General features: G+C 64.0%; 20 protein-coding genes. 9 read left to right on the top strand and 11 right to left on the bottom strand.

Annotated elements, in window-relative coordinates; translation table 11 throughout:
- Positions 1 to 207 precede the first annotated feature (207 nt).
- On the bottom strand, positions 208 to 576 hold the full coding sequence (locus FAZ95_RS24615) for a BON domain-containing protein (RefSeq protein WP_137335138.1): 369 nt from the start codon (positions 574 to 576) through the stop codon (positions 208 to 210).
- Between the two features lie 487 nt (positions 577 to 1,063).
- Here FAZ95_RS24615 and FAZ95_RS24610 point away from each other — a divergent pair, with 487 nt between their 5' ends.
- Positions 1,064 to 1,834, top strand: a complete 771-nt coding sequence (locus tag FAZ95_RS24610; RefSeq protein WP_137335137.1) for a ParA family protein — start codon at positions 1,064 to 1,066, stop codon at positions 1,832 to 1,834.
- Between the two features lie 54 nt (positions 1,835 to 1,888).
- Here FAZ95_RS24610 and FAZ95_RS24605 read toward each other — a convergent pair whose 3' ends face one another.
- The 4 genes from FAZ95_RS24605 to FAZ95_RS24590 form a co-directional block, all read right to left on the bottom strand.
- Complete coding sequence (locus FAZ95_RS24605) at positions 1,889 to 2,194, bottom strand: HigA family addiction module antitoxin (RefSeq protein ID WP_137335136.1); 306 nt, start codon at positions 2,192 to 2,194, stop codon at positions 1,889 to 1,891.
- 65 nt (positions 2,195 to 2,259) lie between these two features.
- Complete coding sequence (locus FAZ95_RS24600; protein WP_137335135.1) at positions 2,260 to 2,562, bottom strand: 4Fe-4S dicluster domain-containing protein; 303 nt, start codon at positions 2,560 to 2,562, stop codon at positions 2,260 to 2,262.
- Entirely contained in the window at positions 2,550 to 2,873 is a 324-nt protein-coding gene (locus tag FAZ95_RS24595; protein ID WP_137335134.1) for a hypothetical protein, read from the bottom strand. The genes FAZ95_RS24600 and FAZ95_RS24595 overlap by 13 nt, the downstream gene beginning before the upstream one ends.
- 12 nt (positions 2,874 to 2,885) lie before the next feature.
- Positions 2,886 to 3,458 carry an RNA polymerase sigma factor gene (locus tag FAZ95_RS24590; protein ID WP_175425744.1) on the bottom strand — a complete coding sequence of 191 codons (573 nt, stop codon included), beginning with the start codon at positions 3,456 to 3,458 and terminating at the stop codon, positions 2,886 to 2,888.
- Between the two features lie 140 nt (positions 3,459 to 3,598).
- Here FAZ95_RS24590 and FAZ95_RS24585 point away from each other — a divergent pair, with 140 nt between their 5' ends.
- Positions 3,599 to 4,198 carry a LysE family translocator gene (locus FAZ95_RS24585; RefSeq protein ID WP_137335133.1) on the top strand — a complete coding sequence of 200 codons (600 nt, stop codon included), beginning with the start codon at positions 3,599 to 3,601 and terminating at the stop codon, positions 4,196 to 4,198.
- A gap of 76 nt (positions 4,199 to 4,274) precedes the next feature.
- Here the strand turns inward: FAZ95_RS24585 and FAZ95_RS24580 are convergent, their stop codons facing one another.
- Positions 4,275 to 4,949, bottom strand: a complete 675-nt coding sequence (locus FAZ95_RS24580; RefSeq protein WP_137335132.1) for a peroxiredoxin-like family protein — start codon at positions 4,947 to 4,949, stop codon at positions 4,275 to 4,277.
- 372 nt (positions 4,950 to 5,321) lie between these two features.
- On the opposite strand from FAZ95_RS24580, the gene FAZ95_RS24575 reads away from it, so the two are divergent.
- Positions 5,322 to 5,663 (top strand): superinfection immunity protein, encoded by a 342-nt coding sequence (locus FAZ95_RS24575; protein ID WP_137335131.1) that lies wholly within the window; start codon positions 5,322 to 5,324, stop codon positions 5,661 to 5,663.
- Between the two features lie 41 nt (positions 5,664 to 5,704).
- On the opposite strand, the gene FAZ95_RS24570 is transcribed toward FAZ95_RS24575, so the two are convergent.
- Positions 5,705 to 6,538, bottom strand: coding sequence for an NHL repeat-containing protein (locus FAZ95_RS24570; RefSeq protein ID WP_137335130.1), 834 nt, complete (start codon positions 6,536 to 6,538; stop codon positions 5,705 to 5,707).
- Positions 6,539 to 6,651: 113 nt separating this feature from the next.
- The gene (locus FAZ95_RS24565) at positions 6,652 to 7,566 is read right to left on the bottom strand and encodes a LysR family transcriptional regulator (RefSeq protein ID WP_137335129.1); all 915 of its coding nucleotides are present in this window, start codon (positions 7,564 to 7,566) and stop codon (positions 6,652 to 6,654) included.
- A 149-nt stretch (positions 7,567 to 7,715) separates the two neighbouring features.
- Between FAZ95_RS24565 and FAZ95_RS24560 the strand changes: the two genes are divergently transcribed.
- The 6 genes from FAZ95_RS24560 (at position 7,716) to FAZ95_RS24535 (ending at position 12,573) form a co-directional block, all read left to right on the top strand.
- Entirely contained in the window at positions 7,716 to 8,060 is a 345-nt protein-coding gene (locus FAZ95_RS24560) for a hypothetical protein (protein WP_137335128.1), read from the top strand.
- A 145-nt stretch (positions 8,061 to 8,205) separates the two neighbouring features.
- Complete coding sequence (locus tag FAZ95_RS24555; protein WP_137335127.1) at positions 8,206 to 9,114, top strand: flagellar brake protein; 909 nt, start codon at positions 8,206 to 8,208, stop codon at positions 9,112 to 9,114.
- Positions 9,115 to 9,529: 415 nt separating this feature from the next.
- Entirely contained in the window at positions 9,530 to 10,354 is an 825-nt protein-coding gene (locus tag FAZ95_RS24550) for a transporter substrate-binding domain-containing protein (protein ID WP_137335126.1), read from the top strand.
- 43 nt (positions 10,355 to 10,397) lie between these two features.
- Entirely contained in the window at positions 10,398 to 11,153 is a 756-nt protein-coding gene (locus FAZ95_RS24545; protein WP_137335125.1) for an amino acid ABC transporter permease, read from the top strand.
- The gene (locus FAZ95_RS24540) at positions 11,150 to 11,806 is read left to right on the top strand and encodes an amino acid ABC transporter permease (protein WP_137335124.1); all 657 of its coding nucleotides are present in this window, start codon (positions 11,150 to 11,152) and stop codon (positions 11,804 to 11,806) included. Before FAZ95_RS24545 ends, FAZ95_RS24540 begins: the two co-directional genes overlap by 4 nt.
- A 41-nt stretch (positions 11,807 to 11,847) precedes the next feature.
- Positions 11,848 to 12,573 carry an amino acid ABC transporter ATP-binding protein gene (locus FAZ95_RS24535; protein WP_137335123.1) on the top strand — a complete coding sequence of 242 codons (726 nt, stop codon included), beginning with the start codon at positions 11,848 to 11,850 and terminating at the stop codon, positions 12,571 to 12,573.
- Between the two features lie 32 nt (positions 12,574 to 12,605).
- Here the strand turns inward: FAZ95_RS24535 and FAZ95_RS24530 are convergent, their stop codons facing one another.
- Genes FAZ95_RS24530 through cobN form a run of 3 tightly spaced genes read right to left on the bottom strand, consistent with a single transcriptional unit; the run spans position 12,606 to position 18,219 of the window.
- Positions 12,606 to 13,223 (bottom strand): vWA domain-containing protein, encoded by a 618-nt coding sequence (locus tag FAZ95_RS24530; protein WP_137335122.1) that lies wholly within the window; start codon positions 13,221 to 13,223, stop codon positions 12,606 to 12,608.
- A gap of 53 nt (positions 13,224 to 13,276) precedes the next feature.
- Positions 13,277 to 14,401 carry a magnesium chelatase ATPase subunit I gene (locus FAZ95_RS24525; protein ID WP_137335121.1) on the bottom strand — a complete coding sequence of 375 codons (1,125 nt, stop codon included), beginning with the start codon at positions 14,399 to 14,401 and terminating at the stop codon, positions 13,277 to 13,279.
- Complete coding sequence (cobN, locus tag FAZ95_RS24520; protein WP_137335120.1) at positions 14,398 to 18,219, bottom strand: cobaltochelatase subunit CobN; 3,822 nt, start codon at positions 18,217 to 18,219, stop codon at positions 14,398 to 14,400. The genes FAZ95_RS24525 and cobN overlap by 4 nt, the downstream gene beginning before the upstream one ends.
- Positions 18,220 to 18,250: the final 31 nt, after the last annotated feature.

Here is an 18,250-nt window from a genome sequence, read left to right as displayed (position 1 = left end):
TAGTGATCGCTCGCCCAAAGGGAAAAGACTTTGTAGGCTGACTGGCATGCCTCACAGGCATGGCCACTGTTCTTGTCGAGGGGGCGGGGAATGAATGGAATCTCTTCAGACAAAATCGCCGTGATCGACCGCTGTGACCGACGACAGGCGGGAAATGCAAAGGGGACGCTAAGCGTCCCCTTTGCTTGCATTCAGGTGCAGCTTGGCTCAGCCTCCACCGCCGCCGCCTTGCACGCCAAGCGTGAGCTTGTTCGAGACCGACGTCACACCGGGCACGCTCTTCGCCACTTCTTCGGCTTGGCCGATCTGCGAGCTGTCCGGCACCGTGCCGGTCAGCGTGACCGCGCCGCCGCGCGCGCGCACGAAGACGTTCGATACGTCGAAGCCTTGTGCGTGAGCCAACGCTTTGCGCACGGCAAGACCCAGCTTACGGTTGGCCTGCTTGACGGCCTTCGCCGACGGTGCGGCCATCGTGCCCGAAGCCGCCATGGCGTCGCTCGATTGGGCATAGGCGCTCGATGCCACGGCAATACACACGACAACGCCCAGCGCTTTCAAAATATCGGTTGCTTTCATGATTCTCCTTTTGCTTCGCTTGAAAACTACGCGTGTTGCAGATGGAAGAAACGAACAAACGACTGCCCGGCCGGGCATCAATATTTGCACTGCGACTCAAATATTGAAGCGGTGTCATGCGCCCTGTCATGCCCCGGCCTGTGGAATCAAAGCGTGCGCGCAAGGGCGCTGACCCTAAGACGGCGAAAGCCAATGTAATCCAGCCGGACGAGAAGCGCAAAGCATTTAATGGGGCGCGCAACGCGCATGTGAATCGTGCGCGACGCAACGCGACATCGCGCAAGCAGTTGGCGAGCCGGGTTCGGGAGCCTCAGCTAAGCGTTCACTTCATACGAATCGGGTTGGCGCCGCGACGCGCGAAGCCACTTTGATTACCGCTCGGACGGCATGACTTGCGACCTTCGCACTGCGACCGTGTTAGCCACACGAACGTCCCAATTGCTAAGGTATGCTGCTGCCTTTAGCACGTTCATATCGAGAGGGACAGATGCGGCGCGTCGTATTCAATCAGAAGGGCGGTGTCGGCAAATCAACCATTGTGTGCAACCTCGCGGCCATCAGCGCCGTCGAGGGCCTGCGCACGCTGGTCATCGACCTCGATGCGCAAGGCAATTCGAGCCAATACCTGCTGGGCGCACGCGCTAGCGAAGCGAACCCGAATGTCGCGACGTTCTTCGAAACGGCCTTGGGGTTCAGCTTTAAGCCGGTCGATGTCGCGTCGTTCGTGCATCCGACGCCGTTCGACAATCTCGACGTGATGCCGGCGCATCCCGATCTCGACTCGCTGCACGGCAAGCTCGAATCGCGCTACAAGATCTACAAGCTGCGCGACGCGTTAAACGAGCTGGACGAGATTTACGACGCGATCTATATCGACACGCCGCCTGCTTTGAACTTCTACACGCGCTCTGCGTTGATCGCGGTGGAACGCTGCCTGATTCCGTTCGACTGCGATGATTTTTCGCGCCGTGCTTTGTACGCGTTGCTGGATAACGTCAAAGAAATCCAGCAGGACCATAACGCAGCATTGGAAGTCGAAGGGATCGTCATCAATCAGTTTCAACCGCGCGCGAGCCTGCCGCAGCAACTGGTCGACGAACTGGTGAGCGAGGGATTGCCGGTGCTGGATTCGCGCTTGTCGTCATCAGTGAAGATTCGCGAATCGCATCAGCATGCGAAGCCGATGATCCATCTGGAGCCGAAGCATAAGCTCGCTCAAGAGTATCTGGCTTTGCATCGGGAATTGGTTGGGGAATAGGCCGGTTAAGTGGACTTAATAAGCGGACTTAATAGGCGGCCTTAGTAAGCCGCCTTAAAACAACGCCCCCTGTTGAGCGGGCACCATCGGCACGACATTGAGCTCGCGAAACCGCACGCGCGCCTTGGCGAGATCATGCAGTAGTTGTCTCTGCAACCACATTTCGGCGCCGCCGCCGAACGCTTTATCGAGCCGTAGCGCCATTTCAGGCGAAATTCCCGCCTTGCCGCTCAGCAAGTTCGTCAACGCCTGACGGCTGACGCCAAGAATCTTTGCGCCTTCGGTGACGCTCAAGTGGAATCGAGCGAGACAGTTCTGCCGAACGGTCTCGCCGGGATGGATGAATTCTGAATCGGCCATGGGTCGAAACAATATCGGCGAAGTCTAGACCCGTCAAGCGACAAGAATCGCTTGTCGCCGCGCCCTCACACCCGCGCCAACGTAATCGCCCGCTCAGGACACGCCGTCACACACACCCCGCACGCGCGGCACGCATCGGCGTTAGGCGTATAAGCGACCTTCATCCCATGCACGCGCAGCTTCAGCTTCTGAAGCGGCCCGAACTGCTCATAGTCCGCAGCATCGATCCGGCGAACCTCGAAGACCTGCTCGGGACACACCGCTGCGCAATCGCCTTTGCCTTCACATCGATTCAGGTTGACCACCGGGGCAAACACACCTGCATCCTGTTTGCATGCAGGCGTCACAGGCTTAGTTAACCGGCCCATGGCTGATCCTCCTGCCGCTTGCCGCTGACGGACGACGCGTCTTTCAAAAAGCGCTCGCGCTCTTCCGGCGTCATCCGTTCCCAGCGTCGCCAGTGCCGGTGTCCGCCCCAGCCGCCATGTCCGCGAAATCCGCCGAACAGTATCCGGCTCAGGACCAGCAGACCCAGCGCCTGCCAATAGCCGATCGCCCGGCCGCCCGCGAATACCGCCGGCACGATCCAATTCCACAACAGCATCACCACGACGCCCAGCACGGCAATGCCAGCCAGGACCAACAGCACTTTGCCAAAATGTCTCGCTTTGAATTTCATCCATCGACTCCTTCAGATTTCCAAATCGTCATAGACCGACTGCAGGCGTGCGCGCAGATGCAGTACCGCATAGCGCTTGCGCGCGAGCAGCGTGTTCACGCTCAGGCCGCTTTCGGCCGCCAAATCTTTGAAGCTGCGCCCTTCGAGTTCGTGCGCGACGAAGACGTCGCGCTGATTCGCAGGCAATTCGTCGAGCGCCGCCTGCAGCGCTTCCAAAAGCACCGATCTCGCGTAGGCCGCTTCGGGGCCCGCATCGGTAGCGGGCAGTGCGAGATCGAGCCGGTATTCGCCGTCGTCGTCGTGGGCCGGCTCGGGCAAGGGCTGCTCTTTCTTCTTTCGAAAGCGGTCGACGATGCGGTTGCGCGCCGCGCGGAACAGCCACGCGCCGGCTTGTTCGATCGGCTCCGGAAGCCGGTACGCCTGCACGAACTCATAAAAGACATCCTGCAAGATGTCTTCCGCCTCGCCAGGATCGCGCACGCGCCGACGGATGAAATTGCCGAGCCGCGTGCGCTCGCGCAACACGGTCTCAGCGATATCGCTGTCTCGTTCGATCATCCGGTTCGGGGTGTGCGGCGGTTCCATGCGTGTGATGACGATTCACAATCGGGAATATTGTCGCGAGCCGCAAAAAAAATGGCCCGGTGACAATTTTGACGCGCGCGTTGCCACGAAATACAACTGTGGTAAAAACGGCTTGCTCCAGTCCGTCCCTCTGCCCGTCCATGCTTCCAACCACCAATGCGGCACTCCTCGCGCTGGGTAGCGCGGTCATCCTGATCACGCCCGGCCCCACCAACACGCTGCTTGCCGCTGCCGGCCTGAGCCAAGGCATCGGGCGCGCGGCCCGCCTGACCGGCGCCGAACTCGCAGGCTACCTCGTGTCGATTTCGCTCTGGGGGCATGTCCTGGCGCACTTGGCGAGCCCGCTCGCGTGGCTGCCGATGCTCGTGCGCCTCGCAAGCAGTCTGTATATCGCCTATCTCGCCGTCCGCATGTGGCACGCGGCCGTCTCGTTTGCTTCGTCGCCGCAAGGGTCCATCGGCATGCGTACGCTGTTCGTCGCGACGCTGCTCAATCCGAAGGCCATCCTCTTCGCCGGCACGATTTTCCCGGCCGCCGCTTTCGCGAGCTGGCCGGCGTATCTCGAGGCGATGTCGATTTTTTCGGCCCTGCTGGTTCCGATCGGCCTCGCGTGGATCGCTTTCGGCGCGGAGCTCGGACGCGGCCGTCTGAAATGGGTCAGCCCGGCACAGGTGCAACGCTGCGCGTCGGTCGTGCTCGGTACGTTTTCTTTATCGCTCGCGTGGACGGTGATTCGCTAGCCGTGCTCGGTCGCGACTCGCGAACGAGCACGGCGATGAAAGGCGGGCAGTCGTCGCGCACCCACCTCGAGCCGCGTCACGCCGCGCGCGCCGTGGCACGGCGCAGTGCCGGCAGCATGTCCGCCGGTTCCGGCCGATGCGTGTAGTCGGGGTTCACTTCCGAATACAGAATCGTACCGTCCTGGCCGATCACGTAGCGCGCCGGCATCGGCAGTGTCCAGTTCGGGTCGCCGTTGAACGCCGGAAGATCGTTCTTCAATTGCTTGTAGAGCTCGACCAGATAGTCGGGCAGCGCGAAGCGCAGGCCGAACGCGGCGGCGACATCGTTGTGCGTATCGCTCAGGATCGGAAAGCCCAGTTGGTTCGTGCGCACCGACTTGCGGCTGTTCACCGCGTTCTGCGGCGAGATCGCGACGAGGCTCGCGCCGAGTGCCTCGAACGACGGCAGCGCCTCCTGCAGCGCCTGCAGTTCCAGGTTGCAATACGGGCACCAAACGCCGCGGTAGAAGCTGATCACGAGCGGCCCTTTGGCGAGCAGCGCTTCCGACGAAACCGGCGTGCCGTTCGGATCGTTGAGCGTGAAGACCGGCGCCTGGTCGCCCGCGCGCAGCGCGCGCTCCGCCTGCCCCGATGCGATCAGTTCCGCGGTGGCCCGCTCCATCACCGGGTGAATTTCCGGCGGCGCGAAAAACGGCGCTTTGCCGGCCTTGAAGTCTGCTTTGAAGGCGTCGAGTTTGTTTTGCAGTGACATGATGTGGCTCCTTGCGTGAGAGGGTCGTTTTGCTTTGCGATGTCGGACATCACGGTGTTCAGGTTCTTGCAAAACGGCCCCGCACAGTAGGCGGCGCGCACGCGTAACTATCATTCCCGCGGGGAATACGGCATCGACACAAAACGAAACACACTGTTGCGGACTGGCCCCATTGTTCTCGAATCCGCGACTGTCTTTTCCGAATGCCGGCATGGATATTGTCGGAATAGCGCCTAAATTGTTACCCACGGCCCTGCCCTATCCGGTCAGCGGCCATTCATCCAACTACGCGGCCAATGCGCTACGCAGATTCGGCGAAACTCCGCCTCTGCACTCAGCGCCACACCGCCGGTTCAAAGAAGGGGTAATGACATGAATGCCACGCTGCATCTGTTTGAAAGCATCGTTTTGGTGGGCGGATTGATCGTGTATCTGATTCCGGCAATGGAAGCGGACGCGCGCGAACATGACCACGCGCTCGCGATCACGCTCGTCAACGTGTTTCTCGGCTGGACGATCGTCGGCTGGTTCGCGGCTTTGCGTGCAGCGCGCAACCCGTCGGGCGAAAAGCGGATCGCGCGCGTCGCGCTCCGCGTCCGCCACGCAGCCGCGCATGCCACCGTCGACAAGATCGTTGCGCACGCAAGCAACTGTGCACCGTTTCAGCGCCGTTCGAAGGAACAGGGTCACGCGATGCCGGGACGCTGCATGTGATGTCGACGGCTTGACGCTCGCGATCTCATCGAGCGCGAGCGTCAAGCGAAGAACGCGATGGCCTGGCCGTTGAGCTTGGGCATGTCGATGATAGGACCGAGGCATCGCCCATCTGCGAAGTCGAACGCAAGCACGTTATCGCGCGCGACGCAGAACAGATATCCGCCAGGACCGAAACGCAATCCTCTGGGTCTTTGAAAACGCGTGCTCGAGTCCGCAGCCAACACGCGGACCCGTCTGCCGGTCGCGCCGTCGTATTCGCGTATCGTCGCGACGGCGTCGGCCTTGCCGAACGGGAATTCGCTGGACACCAGCACGTTGCCGTTCGGCGCGACGATAAGGTCGAGCGGGCTGGCTTCATCGTCGGAGATGAAGCGGGGGCTCAGCAACTCGCCGTGCGCGTCGAACACCGCGATGGTGTTTTCTCCCTCGCCGCCCGGCCCGATGCCGGAGGCAAGAAAGAGCCTTCCATCCGCATCGAACGCAAATCCGCGAGGAAACGGCACGACGCCGCTCGGCAAGACCGCCTTTGCGGGACCGTCAAGCGCGGGAGAAAACGCCGCGATGCTGCGTGCGCTGCGCAATCCGACGTAGTAACGACCATCGGCCCCAAAAATGCCGCCGCCGGCATTGAGCCCGGGAACGAGGCCGGTGTCGCGCGTGACGATGCCTCGCGCATCAAGCGCCAGCACGCGGTCGCTGCCGCTGTTCACATAGAGATGCTGTCGATCGGGGCTGACGCTCAAGCCGCGCGGATCGGCGATACGCGGGTCATCGCTGAACCGGCCGAGCGGGGCGCCATCGAGTCCGAACGAAAAAAGCGCGCCGTAGCCGTCGCCATTGGCGCCGGAGGCGCTGGTCACCAGAACACGCATGTCGAAACCTTCCGGATAGATCGAATGGAATGGGATCGAGTCTATTCATGCGGCACGTCTCGCTCTACGTGCTCCAAGCGCATAACACTTATTGCTGGAAAGAATGGCGGAAACTAAACGGCCGATTCGGATTGCGCCGCGCTTGCCGACATCAGCGTCTCTTCGACGAAGCCGACAAAGGCGCGCGCCTTTGCGCTAACCATGCGGCCGGCCGGAAACACCGCCCAGAGTTCGATCGGCGGCAGGGCCCAATCCTTGAGCACGGCGCAGACCTTGCCGCTCTTCAGCTCGTCGGCAAACATCCATTCGGACGCCACCGCGACGCCGAGATCGGCCAGCACCGCCTCGCGCACGCCTTCGGCGGCGCTCACCGTCATGCGCCCCGATACCGCGACCGACACTTCCGAGCTTTCGCGCCGGAACGTCCACGCCGTGCCGCCGTAGCGCTGGCCATAGACGATGGCCTGGTGCGTCGCGAGTTCCGCCGGCGTAGCCGGCACGCCGGCCTTTTCGAAGTACGCCGGGGTCCCGACGACGAGCCGGCGCGCCTCGCTCAGTTTGCGCGCGGTCATGCCCGAATCATCGAGCTTGCCCATGCGCAGCGCGACGTCGACGCCCTCTTCGAGCAAATCGACATTGCGGTCGTCGAGCACGATGTCGAGCGTGAGATCCGGGTACTGGTCGAGAAAGCGGCCCATTGCGGGCACGATGTGCAGTCTCGCGAACGTGACGGCCGCGCAAACGCGCAACCGGCCCGACAGACTGGCGCCCGCGCCGCGCGCGGCGAGCTCGGCTTCGTCCGTTTCTTCGATCGCGCGCTTTGCGCGCTCGTAGAAAGCGAGGCCCGCCTCGGTGGGCGTCAGGCCGCGCGTGGAGCGCAGCAGCAGCCGAACGGCGAGCCGCTCTTCCAGCAACGCAATCGATTTCGAAACGGCAGGCTGCCCTACATTGAGCAACCGTGCCGCCGCCGAGAAAGACCCCGACTCCACTACGCAAACGAACGTCTCCATCGCCGTCAGACGGTCCATGATCATTCCTCCTCGTGCGAATGGTAGAAGTTCGTGCAGCGCACCGTCAAACGACGCGCATCTGCATGCCCCTACCCGGCTGCCCTACAATGCTCGGCGACATCAACATAAGCGACATAAGCAAAAAAAGCACAAGGAAGGACCCCACCATGCAGATACGCACCACCGCGCTGGCTTTGCTTACGGCATGTTTCGCCGTCACCGCCCACGCCGAAATGACCGCCGCGCAGTACAAGCAATGGGCGCACGTCGACAACAACTCGGTGTACGCCGCCTACATCACCGGCACGATCAACGCGTACGGCTGGGCCAACGGCGATTTGATCGCAAAGAAGCACCCGCCGCTGTACTGCCAGCCGAAGGAGATGATCCTCGGCAACCAGAACGTGTACCCGCTTTTGGATCAGTTCTTCCAGAACCACCCCGACCTTCCCGACAATTTCCCGATCGGCCTCGCGATCTTGCGCTCGCTGCAGTCGGCGTTTCCGTGCTGAGTCCGTGGCTAGGGTTCTGCCCTAGCGCGAAGCACCTAAACTTTCCTATCATCCTGACGTAATACGTTCATAGCTAAGCATCCCCTTAAAAAGCGCTCGCCGGATTCGCGGGCGGCGCTGTCAAAAACACGGGAGCACCGAGAGCATGGATACACCAGGAACGAGCTTGAACCAGGAAGAGGTGCCGGTCGGCGCGCCGCTCGAATGGGCGATCGTCGATGAAACCGGCGCGCTGCTGCTCGATCGCGGCGTTGCGCTTGCCGGCGAGCGCGATCTCGCGTTCTTGTTTGCGCATTTTCGTCCGCACCGGCTGACGCAAGAGGCGGCGCAAGCGCAATCCGCGCCCCGCGGCGGCGACAACGAGCCCGACGCCTCGCAGCCCCCGACGCTCAAGGACATGCACCTGACGATCGGCGGCCTGCTCGGCATCCGCTCGCGCGCAGGCGGCAGCGCCATGCAGCCGAGCCGGCTCATCGGCTTCTCGCCGAACCAAGCGCTCTTCGTCACGCCGCCGCTCGCGGGCGGCCGTCCGGCGCCGCTGATGGCAGGCGAGAACGTCGACGTCGTCGCCATCGCGAGCCAGGCGGTGTTCCGCTTCTCGTGCACGGTGGAAGCGCTGTGCAGCCATCCATTCGATTACGTGGTGCTGTCCTCGCCGGGCGCGATTCGCCGCCTGCGCGAGCGCAAGTCCATCCGCGTTCGCACGCGGCTGCCGGTGCGCTACGCGACCAACGAGGCAGGCGACGTCTACGGCGGCCTCGCGCTGGCCAGCGGAATCAGCGCATCCGGCATGTCGTTGATCGCCCCGCGCGCGCTCGGAGAGGTCGGCGAGCGCATCAAGCTGGCGTTCCAATTGCGCTCGGACGACCTCGACGCGCACATCGAAACGACGGCCGTCATCCGCAACGTGCAGAACACGCCGAATGCCGATCGGATGACCACGACGCATGGCCTCGAATTCGATCCGCTCGAACCGGCCCAGCAAATGGCGCTGAAGTCGTTTGTGTTCGATCGTCAGGAAGACACGGAATATTGGGTCGGCGGCTCGCGTTGACCTGACCAGACGGGGGGTTCCGCAAGGAATCCTCCGCTTCCCACGCAGCGCGTTTGCCCGGCAATTCGCGCCGCCCAGGGTTTTCCATAGGCCATGCATGAATGTCATGCGCGCCATGAAAACTTATCGATTGCCGCTCGTTTTCTAGCCACCCAGAATTTGTCGCGTGGAAGCAAGATTTCCGACAACCGCGTCCGGGAATCGCCCCCGCGTTCCGAGATGGCTCAAGAAGCCTTATTTCGGATTCCCTATCAAATCGACAGGATCGCGCGAGCTCTTCGTCACCCCCTGACCTGAGCGCCGACTTGCGAGTGTCCGCCGATATGCCCGCTCACGCGCGCAAGCGGATCGCCGCGCACCGATTCATCGATCCTTCACTTTCGACTGCATCTCGCAGATAGAGGAGCCGTAGCAAATGAGCCAATCCACGCAAACCACGAGCGCCGTGCAGCGCTTGTTTGCCCATGCCGCTTTCGCACTTGCCTTGACGAGCGTCGCCGGCTTGAGCGCCTTCGCACCGGCAGCCCATGCCGATGCGCTCGACGGGATCGCGAAGTCCGGCGTCGTGCGCGTCGGCGTCTTCGAAGACTATCCGCCCTTCGGCTCGATCGGCCCGGACATGAAACCGCAAGGCTACGACATCGAAGTCGCGAACCTGATCGGCAAGGCGCTCAACGCCAAAGTCGAGCTGGTACAGGTGACGGGCGACAACCGCATGGCTTACCTCGCCGATCACAAGACCGACATGCTGCTCTCCGTCGGAGAGACGCCAGAACGCGCGAAAGTGATCGACTTCTCGCAGCCCTATGCGCCGTACTATCTCGCGGTATTTGGGCCCAAGTCGCTGGCGGTCAAGAACGCCGGCGACCTTGCCAACAAGTCTGTCGCGGTCGCACGCGGCACGCTGGAGGACTTGAGCGTCAGCAAGATTGCGCCGCCCTCGGCGACGATCAAGCGCTTCGACGATCCCAATGGCGCGATCTCGGCGTTCCTGTCCGGTCAGGCGCAGTTGCTGGTGGTAGGAAACGATGTGGGCGCAACGATCATGGCCCGCCACCCGGCCAACGATCCGGAGCAGAAATTCGAGCTCTTCAGCTCGCCCGACCACGTGGGCCTGAACAAGAACGAGCCGCGCCTGATGCAGAAGGTCAATGACGCCATTGCGAACGCGAAGAAGGACGGCACGATGAACGCGATTTCGCAGAAATGGCTGCGCACGCCGTTGCCGGCCGATCTGTGATGCTTGTCGTCTTCCAGGCAACCGCACGAAGGACGGTACCGAGATGACCTATACGTTCGACTTCAGCGGCTTCGGTCTGTATGCGGGCATGCTCGCCCGCGGCGTCGAAGTGACGCTCGGGCTGACAGCGGTTTCGACGGTGCTAGGAGGCATCGTCGGTATCGTCGGCGCCTGCGTTGCCGTTGCGGGCCCGAAGTGGGTCCGCGCGCTGGTGGCGGCCTACGTCGAGCTGATCCGCAACACGCCGTTTCTCGTGCAGCTCTTCTTCGTGTTCTTCGGGCTGCCGAGCCTTGGCGTGCATATCGACGAGATGCAGGCGGCCGTCCTCGCGATGACCGTGAACCTCGGTGCTTACGCGGTCGAAATCGTCCGTGCGGGAATCGACTCGATTCCTCGCGGCCAGATTCAGGCGGCGCTGGCGCTCGGTCTGCCGGGGCGGCAGGTGTTTCGCTACGTCGTGCTGCCGCAGGCGCTCGCGAACGTGTTTCCGGCGTTGCTCGGGCAGGTGCTGATCGTGATGCTCGGCTCGGCCGTCGTATCGCAGATCTCCGTCCCCGACTTGACCTATGCCGCGAACTTCATCCAGTCGCGCAACTTCCGCTCGTTCGAAAGCTACTTGATCATCACCGCAACGTATTTGCTGCTTTCGATCGTGTTGCGGCTCTTGATCAACTGGCTCGGCAAGGGGCTCTTTGCGGGACGTGCAGCCCGCGGCAACAGCCTCGCGCCGCGAGGCAGGCTGCGCGCATTGTTTGCTCTCCGCGTTCGCGCGGCAGCGACCGAGGAGCCTTCACGATGATCGAGTTCACGCTTTGGGACATCGCGCGCAATCTGCTGCTCGCCGCGCGGTGGACTTTGCTGCTGTCGCTGATTGCGTTCCTCGGAGGCGGCGTCATGGGCCTCGTGCTGCTCGCGATGCGAGTATCGCCGCTCGCGTGGCTGCGGCGGACCGTGATGCTGTACGTCGAGTTGTTCCAGGGCACGCCGCTTTTGATGCAGCTCTTCCTCGGTTTCTTCGGCTTGCCGCTGCTCGGCGTCGAAGTATCGCCCTGGACGGCGGCGACGGTCACGCTCACGCTGTACACCAGCGCGTATCTCGCCGACATCTGGCGCGGCTGCGTCGAGGCCGTGCCGCGTGGCCAATGGGCGGCGGCGGCGAGCCTCGGCATGACCTGGACACAGCAGCTGCGCTATGTCGTCTGGCCGCAAGCGTGGAAGATCGCCGTCCCGCCGACGGTGGGCTTTCTCGTGCAAGTGGTGAAGAGCACTGCGCTGACGTCGATCATCGGTCTAACCGAATTGACCAAGACCGGCACGATGATCACGAACGCCGTGTTTCGCCCGTTCCCGATCTACGCCATGGTCGCGCTGCTGTACTTCGCAATGTGTTTTCCGCTGACGTGGTATGCGCGCGCGCTCGAGCGCCGGTATCGGCTTGGGCGGCATCGCTAAAGGCGCGCACCCGTACAACACTTTCAGAAGCGAAAGGCATCATGATTTCCATCAGCAACGTATCGAAGTGGTACGGCCACTTTCAAGTTCTGGCCGACTGCACCACCGGCGTCAAGAAGGGCGAGGTGGTTGTCGTCTGCGGCCCCTCCGGTTCCGGGAAGTCGACGCTCATCAAGACGGTCAACGGGCTCGAGCCGTTCCAGCAGGGCGCGATCACCATCAACGGCGAGTCGGTGGGCGACAAGAAAACGAACCTGTCCAAGCTGCGCTCGAAAGTCGGGATGGTGTTTCAGCACTTCGAGCTGTTCCCGCACATGTCCATCACCGACAATCTGACCCTCGCCCAAATCAAGGTGCTGGGCCGCGCCAAGGACGAAGCGGCGGACAAAGCGCTGAGCCTGCTCAATCGCGTCGGGCTTCGCGCGCACGCCGGGAAGTATCCGGGACAGTTATCGGGCGGCCAGCAGCAGCGCGTGGCGATTGCTCGCGCGCTATCGATGGACCCGGTCGCCATGCTGTTCGACGAGCCGACGTCGGCGCTCGATCCCGAGATGATCAACGAAGTGCTCGACGTGATGGTCGAATTGGCCCAAGAAGGGATGACGATGATGTGCGTCACCCACGAAATGGGGTTCGCCAAGAAGGTCGCCCATCGCGTGATCTTCATGGATCAGGGGCGCATCGTCGAGGATGACAGCAAGGAGGCGTTCTTCGCCAATCCGCGCTCCGAGCGGGCCAGAGATTTTCTGGGGAAGATTCTGCATTGACGGGCCCGCCGGTTCACGCGGCGCGCCACATCTCAACGGCCAATCAAATCCTCGGGGCGGCACAACCTCGCGCCCCACTCGTTCGCAAGGCGTTCGCATCGGTTGAGCCTGAGCGCGCCGGTCTCGAAGTCCACGACGACGATCTGATCGGCCGCATCGGGGCGCGCCGGCCAATCACGGCTGCGGCCGTCCGACAGTACCCATAGCCAGCGCGCCTGCGTGGGCTTGCGCCGCTTCGTCTGTTCGAGCAATTGCGCCGCGCGCCGCACGCCCAGCGCGAGCGGCGTGCCGCCCCCGCCGCCCACCGGCGCGAGCCAGCGCTCGTTCCACCAGCGCGGCACGAGCGGCCCGAAGCGCACGTCGGCGCGCGCGCCGCCGAAGCATACGAGCGCCGCTTCGGCACGCGTCGTCGCGGCGTGTTCGAACATCGAGAGCAGCATGCCTTTTGCGAGCGCGAGCCGCTGGCCCGTCAGCATCGAGCCGGAACAATCGAGCACGAAGCAGTGCAGCACGCTTTCTCGCGACGCTTCGCGCGCGAAACGCAGATGCTCGGCGCGCAAGCGTTCGGCGCGCTTGGCGGCGAGCGTTTGCGGCCACGCGATGCGTGAGCCAGGTACACCGCCGCGTGCAACGTTGCCTCCGCCCGTCAGCCATCGAAGACCGCTCGTCGAGTTCGTGCGAGCGGCGGCGAGCTTTCGATGGCTCAGCGTTTTTTTGCTGGATGAGCGGGCAGCGGGATGACGCCTTTGACTTTCATGAGCCCCGTTGGCTCGGGCGGCAGGTAGCCCCAGTCGCCGTCGGGCGAATCGGGCTCCGGTGCTTGCGCGGGGTTCGACGTGTTGTTCGACGCGTGGGCGTGGGATTGCGTCGGTTGTGCCGGTGAATTCGCCTGCGATTCATCGTGCTCGCGCCGTCGATGCCACAGCACCGCTTCGGCAACACGCTCCACATGCCCGGTCGTCACCGCATCGCTGTGTTCGAGCGCGGCGAGCGCGCGTGCCGCGCGCAGCATCACGAGGTCGGCACGCAAGCCATCGACGGCCGCCGCGATGCACAGCGCGCTCACGCGCGCGTGCACGGCATCGTCGAACGTCAGAAGCGGCAGCGCATCGCGCGCAGCACGAATGCGCTCGGCGCAGGTGGCCTGCTGCGTCGCGTATTGCGCGCGAAACGCGTGCGGATCGGTATCGAACGCGAGACGCGCCTTGACGATCTGCTGCCGCACGTTCGGCTCGAAACAATTCTCCAGCTCGACGGCCAGACCGAAGCGATCGATCAGTTGCGGACGCAACTCGCCCTCTTCCGGATTCATCGTGCCGATCAGCACGAAGCGCGCGTCGTGACTGTGCGAGACGCCATCGCGCTCGACGGTGTTCACGCCGCTCGCCGCCGCATCGAGCATCGCATCGACGAGCGCGTCGGGCAGCAAGTTGATTTCATCGACGTAGAGCACGCCGCGATGCGCGTGCGCGAGCAGGCCCGGCGAGAATTTCACGGAGCCGTCGCGCAGCGCCGCTTCGATATCGAGCGTGCCGATCAAGCGGTCTTCGCTCGCGCCGAGCGGCAGGGTCACGAGCCGCCCGTCGGGCAGCAGCTCCGCCAGTGCACGCGCCGCCGTCGATTTCGCGGTGCCGCGCGGCCCGCTGACGAGCACGCCGCCGATGCCCGGGTCGATCGCCGCGAGCAGCAGTGCTTGCTGCAACGGCTGCTGGCCGACGAGCGCGGCAAAGGGGAACGCGGGACGCGATCCGAATGCCGCGCCTGCGTGGTTCGCGCGCTCGGCGTGCCGCTCCGCATTCATTGCGCGCCCGTCATTCGATGTGTTCATTGCCGTGTTCCTTCGAGGTGCTGTTCGCTCGCGAGCAGATGCTGCTCGACTTGCTCGCGATACGTGCCGGGCGCTTGCCACAGCCCGCGCTGCATCGCTTCGAGCAGCCGCTCGCAAATCGAATGCAGTGCGTGCGGATTATGGCGTTGCAGGAAAGCGCGCGTGTCGTCGTCGTTCAGATAGGCGTCGGTGACGAGCGCGTATTGATGGTCGGCAATCACGCGTGCGGTCGCATCGTACCCGTACAAGTAGTCGACGGTCGCCGCGATCTCCGCCGCGCCCTTATAGCCGTGGCGCTTCACGCCGTCGAGCCACTTCGGATTGACGACGCGCGAGCGGATCACTCGCGCGATCTCTTCCTGCAGCGTGCGGATGCGCGGCGCGGCAGGGTTCGCATGATCCGCGTGATAGACGTGCGGCTGGCTGCCCGCGAGATGCCGGACCGCCGCCACCATGCCGCCTTGAAACTGGTAGTAGTCGTTCGAGTCGAGCACGTCGTGCTCGCGGTTGTCCTGGTTCTGCAAGACGACGTCGAGCGTCGCGAGCCGCGTGCCGAACGCCTGCCGCGCTTCGACGCCCGCGCTTTGCTGCGCATACGCATAGCCGCCCCACGCCTGATACGCGTCGGAAAGATCGGCATCGCTCTGCCATTGCGTCGTGTCGATCAGTTCCTGCAGGCCCGCGCCGTATGCGCCGGGGCGCGCGCTGAACACGCGCCAGCCCGCGCGGCGCCGTGCTTCGCCCGCTTCGATGCCGCGCGCGATCAGCGCGTCGCGCTCGCGCAGCACACGTGCGCGAATCGGATTCAAGTGCTCGGGCTCGTCGAGTTCGGCGACGGCTTGGACGGCTGCATCGAACAAATGCATGACGTTCGTGAACGCATCGCGGAAGAAGCCGGAAACGCGCAGCGTCACGTCGATGCGGGGCCGGTCGAACGCCTCGATCGGCATGATCTCGAAGTCGGTCACGCGATGACTGCCCGGCGCCCATTTCGGCCGCACGCCGATCAGCGCCATCGCCTGCGCGATGTCGTCGCCGCCCGTGCGCATCGTCGCCGTCCCCCACACCGAGAGGCCGACCGCGCGCGGATAGTCGCCCTGTTCCTGCACGTGCCGCTCGATCAGCTGCTGCGCCGATTTCAAGCCGAGTGCCCACGCGGATTGCGTCGGCACGGCGCGTGTGTCGACCGAATAGAAGTTGCGGCCGGTGGGCAGCACGTCGGGGCGTCCGCGCGAGGGGGAACCGCTCGGCCCCGGCGGCACGAAACGTCCTTCGAGCCCGCGCTTCAAGTGCCGCATTTCCTGCGCGCCGCACGCGTCGAGGCGCGGCAGGAGATCGTCGCGCACGCGTGCGAGCACACGCTCGGTGTGCGGCAGTGTGTTGGGGGCAGGCGTTGCGATGGCCGCCGCCGCCGAGGGCTCGTCGTCCGCCTCGCCGCATAGGTTCTTCAACAGCTCGGCGGCCAGCCATTCGAGCCGTTCGCGCGTGTCGCCGTTGTGGCGCCAAGGCGCATCGCTCGCCCGCTGCAGCAACTCCGGACGCGGCCCGTTCCACTCAGCCGACCAATCCGGCGCCAACGGATCGAAGATCGCGTCGACCTGCAGGTCTCTCGCGAGCGCCTCGATCAACCCGGCATTCGCGCCCTGCCCGCCGCTCACCGGAAAGCGTGCGAGCGCAAGCAGCGTATCGCGACGCTGCTCGCGCTGCGGCGACTCGCCGAATGTATGTAAGCCGTCGCGGATCTGCGCCTCTTTCAGCTCGCAGAGGTAGGCATCGGCGCGCGTGAGCAGCGCGTCTTCCGCGTCCTGATCGGCCGGCAAGCCGACGCTCAATTCCTCGTGCAGCCGATGCTCGACGATCGTCGCGAGAATCGTCTTGCGCAACAGCTTCGCTCGGCGCGGATCGACCATCAGCGCCTCGTAGTATTCGTCGACTTGCCGCTCGAGGTCCTGCAGCGGGCCGTAGTTCTCGGCGCGCGTGAGCGGCGGCATCAAATGATCGATGATCACGGCCTGCGCGCGGCGCTTCGCCTGGCTGCCTTCGCCGGGATCGTTGACGATGAACGGATACAGATGCGGCATGGGCCCGAGCACGAGATCGGGCCAGCATGCGTCGCTTAGCGCGACGCTCTTGCCCGGCAGCCATTCGAGGTTGCCATGCTTGCCGACGTGGACCACCGCGTCGATGCCGAAGCGATGCCGCAGCCAGAAATAGAACGCGAGGTACGAATGCGGCGGGACGAGTTCGGCATCGTGATAGCTCGCATAGTCGCCTTCCGCGCGCGTGCGCGCCGGCTGGATGCCGACGAACACCTGACCGCAGCGCCAGCCCGCGATCATGAAGCGGCCGTGACGGAGCGTCGGGTCTTGTTCAGGCTGCCCCCAGCGCGCATTCAACGCATCGCGCGCCTCGGCGGGGATCTGCTGGAAGTACTGCAAGTAGTCGTCGAGCGCGAGACTCTGCAGCGCGGGCCGCAAGTCGCGAACCACGGGATCGTTCGTCACGCCCTGCGTGAGCGTGCGTATCAGCGCGTCGCCGTCCGAAGGCAAGTCCGCCACGCGATACCCCTCGTCGCGCAGCATCGCGAGAATGTTAACGACCGACGCCGGCGTATCGAGCCCTACGCCATTGCCGATGCGCCCTTCGCTCATCGGATAGTTCGCGAGAATCAGCGCGAGCTTCTTGTCGGCGTTGCCGGCACGCTTTAGCCGGCACCAGCGGCGGCTAAGCTCGGCGAGAAACGCGATCCGCTCCAGATCCGGCTGATAGCGAACGACGTCGACTTCCGTATGCGGACACCGGTACGCCAGCCCCTTGAAGCTGATCGCGCGCGTGATGATGCGGCCGTCGACTTCCGGCAGCGCGACATGCATGGCGATATCGCGCGAATTGAGGCCGTGGTTGTCCTTGAGCCAATCGTCGCGGTTGCCGCCGCTCAGGATCACCTGCATGACGGGCGCGTCGCCGGCGAGCGCGAGCGGCTCGGGGTCGTCGATCGCCGATGCCGCGAACGCCGTCGTGTTCAGCACGAGCGCCACATGATGCTGAGCACACAGCTGTTGGACCACGTCTCGGCTCAACGCATCCTTGAGCGAGGTGATCGCGATCGGCAGCGGGTTCATTCCTTCGTCCGCGAGCGCTTTCAAGAGCGCGTCGAAGACCGCCGTATTCGCCGCCTGCAAATGCGCCTTGTAAAACAGCACCGCGACGACCGGCGCGCCTGCGCGCCAATCCGCCTGCCAGTGCTCGATCGTCGCCAAGTCATGAGCCGGGTGATAGAGCGCCACCGCGGGCAGCGGACGCGGCGGCGCCGGCTCCTCGCCCCATCCGAGCCCGCGGTACGCGATGCAGCGTAGAAAACCCTCCGCGTTCTGCGCGCCGCCCTCGCGCAAGTAGCGCCATAGCACGTGGCAGAACTCGGCATCCGCCGTGCTCTTCGCGAGCAGGTTCGGGTCCTCCTGCAAATCGCCGGAGAACATCGCGAGCAACTGGCCGTTGCGCTCGGCGAGCGCGACCACCTGCTCGATCCCATACGGCCAATAAGCCTCGCCGCCCAGATGATCGACCACCACGACGCGCGCATGCTTCAACACATCGTCGATGTAAAAATCCACCGACGCCGGCTGCCGCAGAAACGTCACGTTCGCGAGCCGCACGCTCGGAAAGCCCTCGCCCAAGCGAGGAAACACGCTGGCGAGAAGCGACAGCGTCGTATCGGCCGAACTGAGCACGACGATGTCGGCGGGACGCTGATCGATGCGGATCACGCCCGCCGTGTCGTCGACGAAACCGCCCGGCGTGGTTCGCAGCAGGTGCATGGCGCGGTCTTTCCTGTGATGGCGAGTGGTG

Origin of the sequence: Trinickia violacea (genome assembly GCF_005280735.1) — a bacterium.
GTDB lineage: Bacteria > Pseudomonadota > Gammaproteobacteria > Burkholderiales > Burkholderiaceae > Trinickia_A > Trinickia_A violacea.
This window is presented reverse-complemented; position numbering and strand designations above follow the sequence as displayed.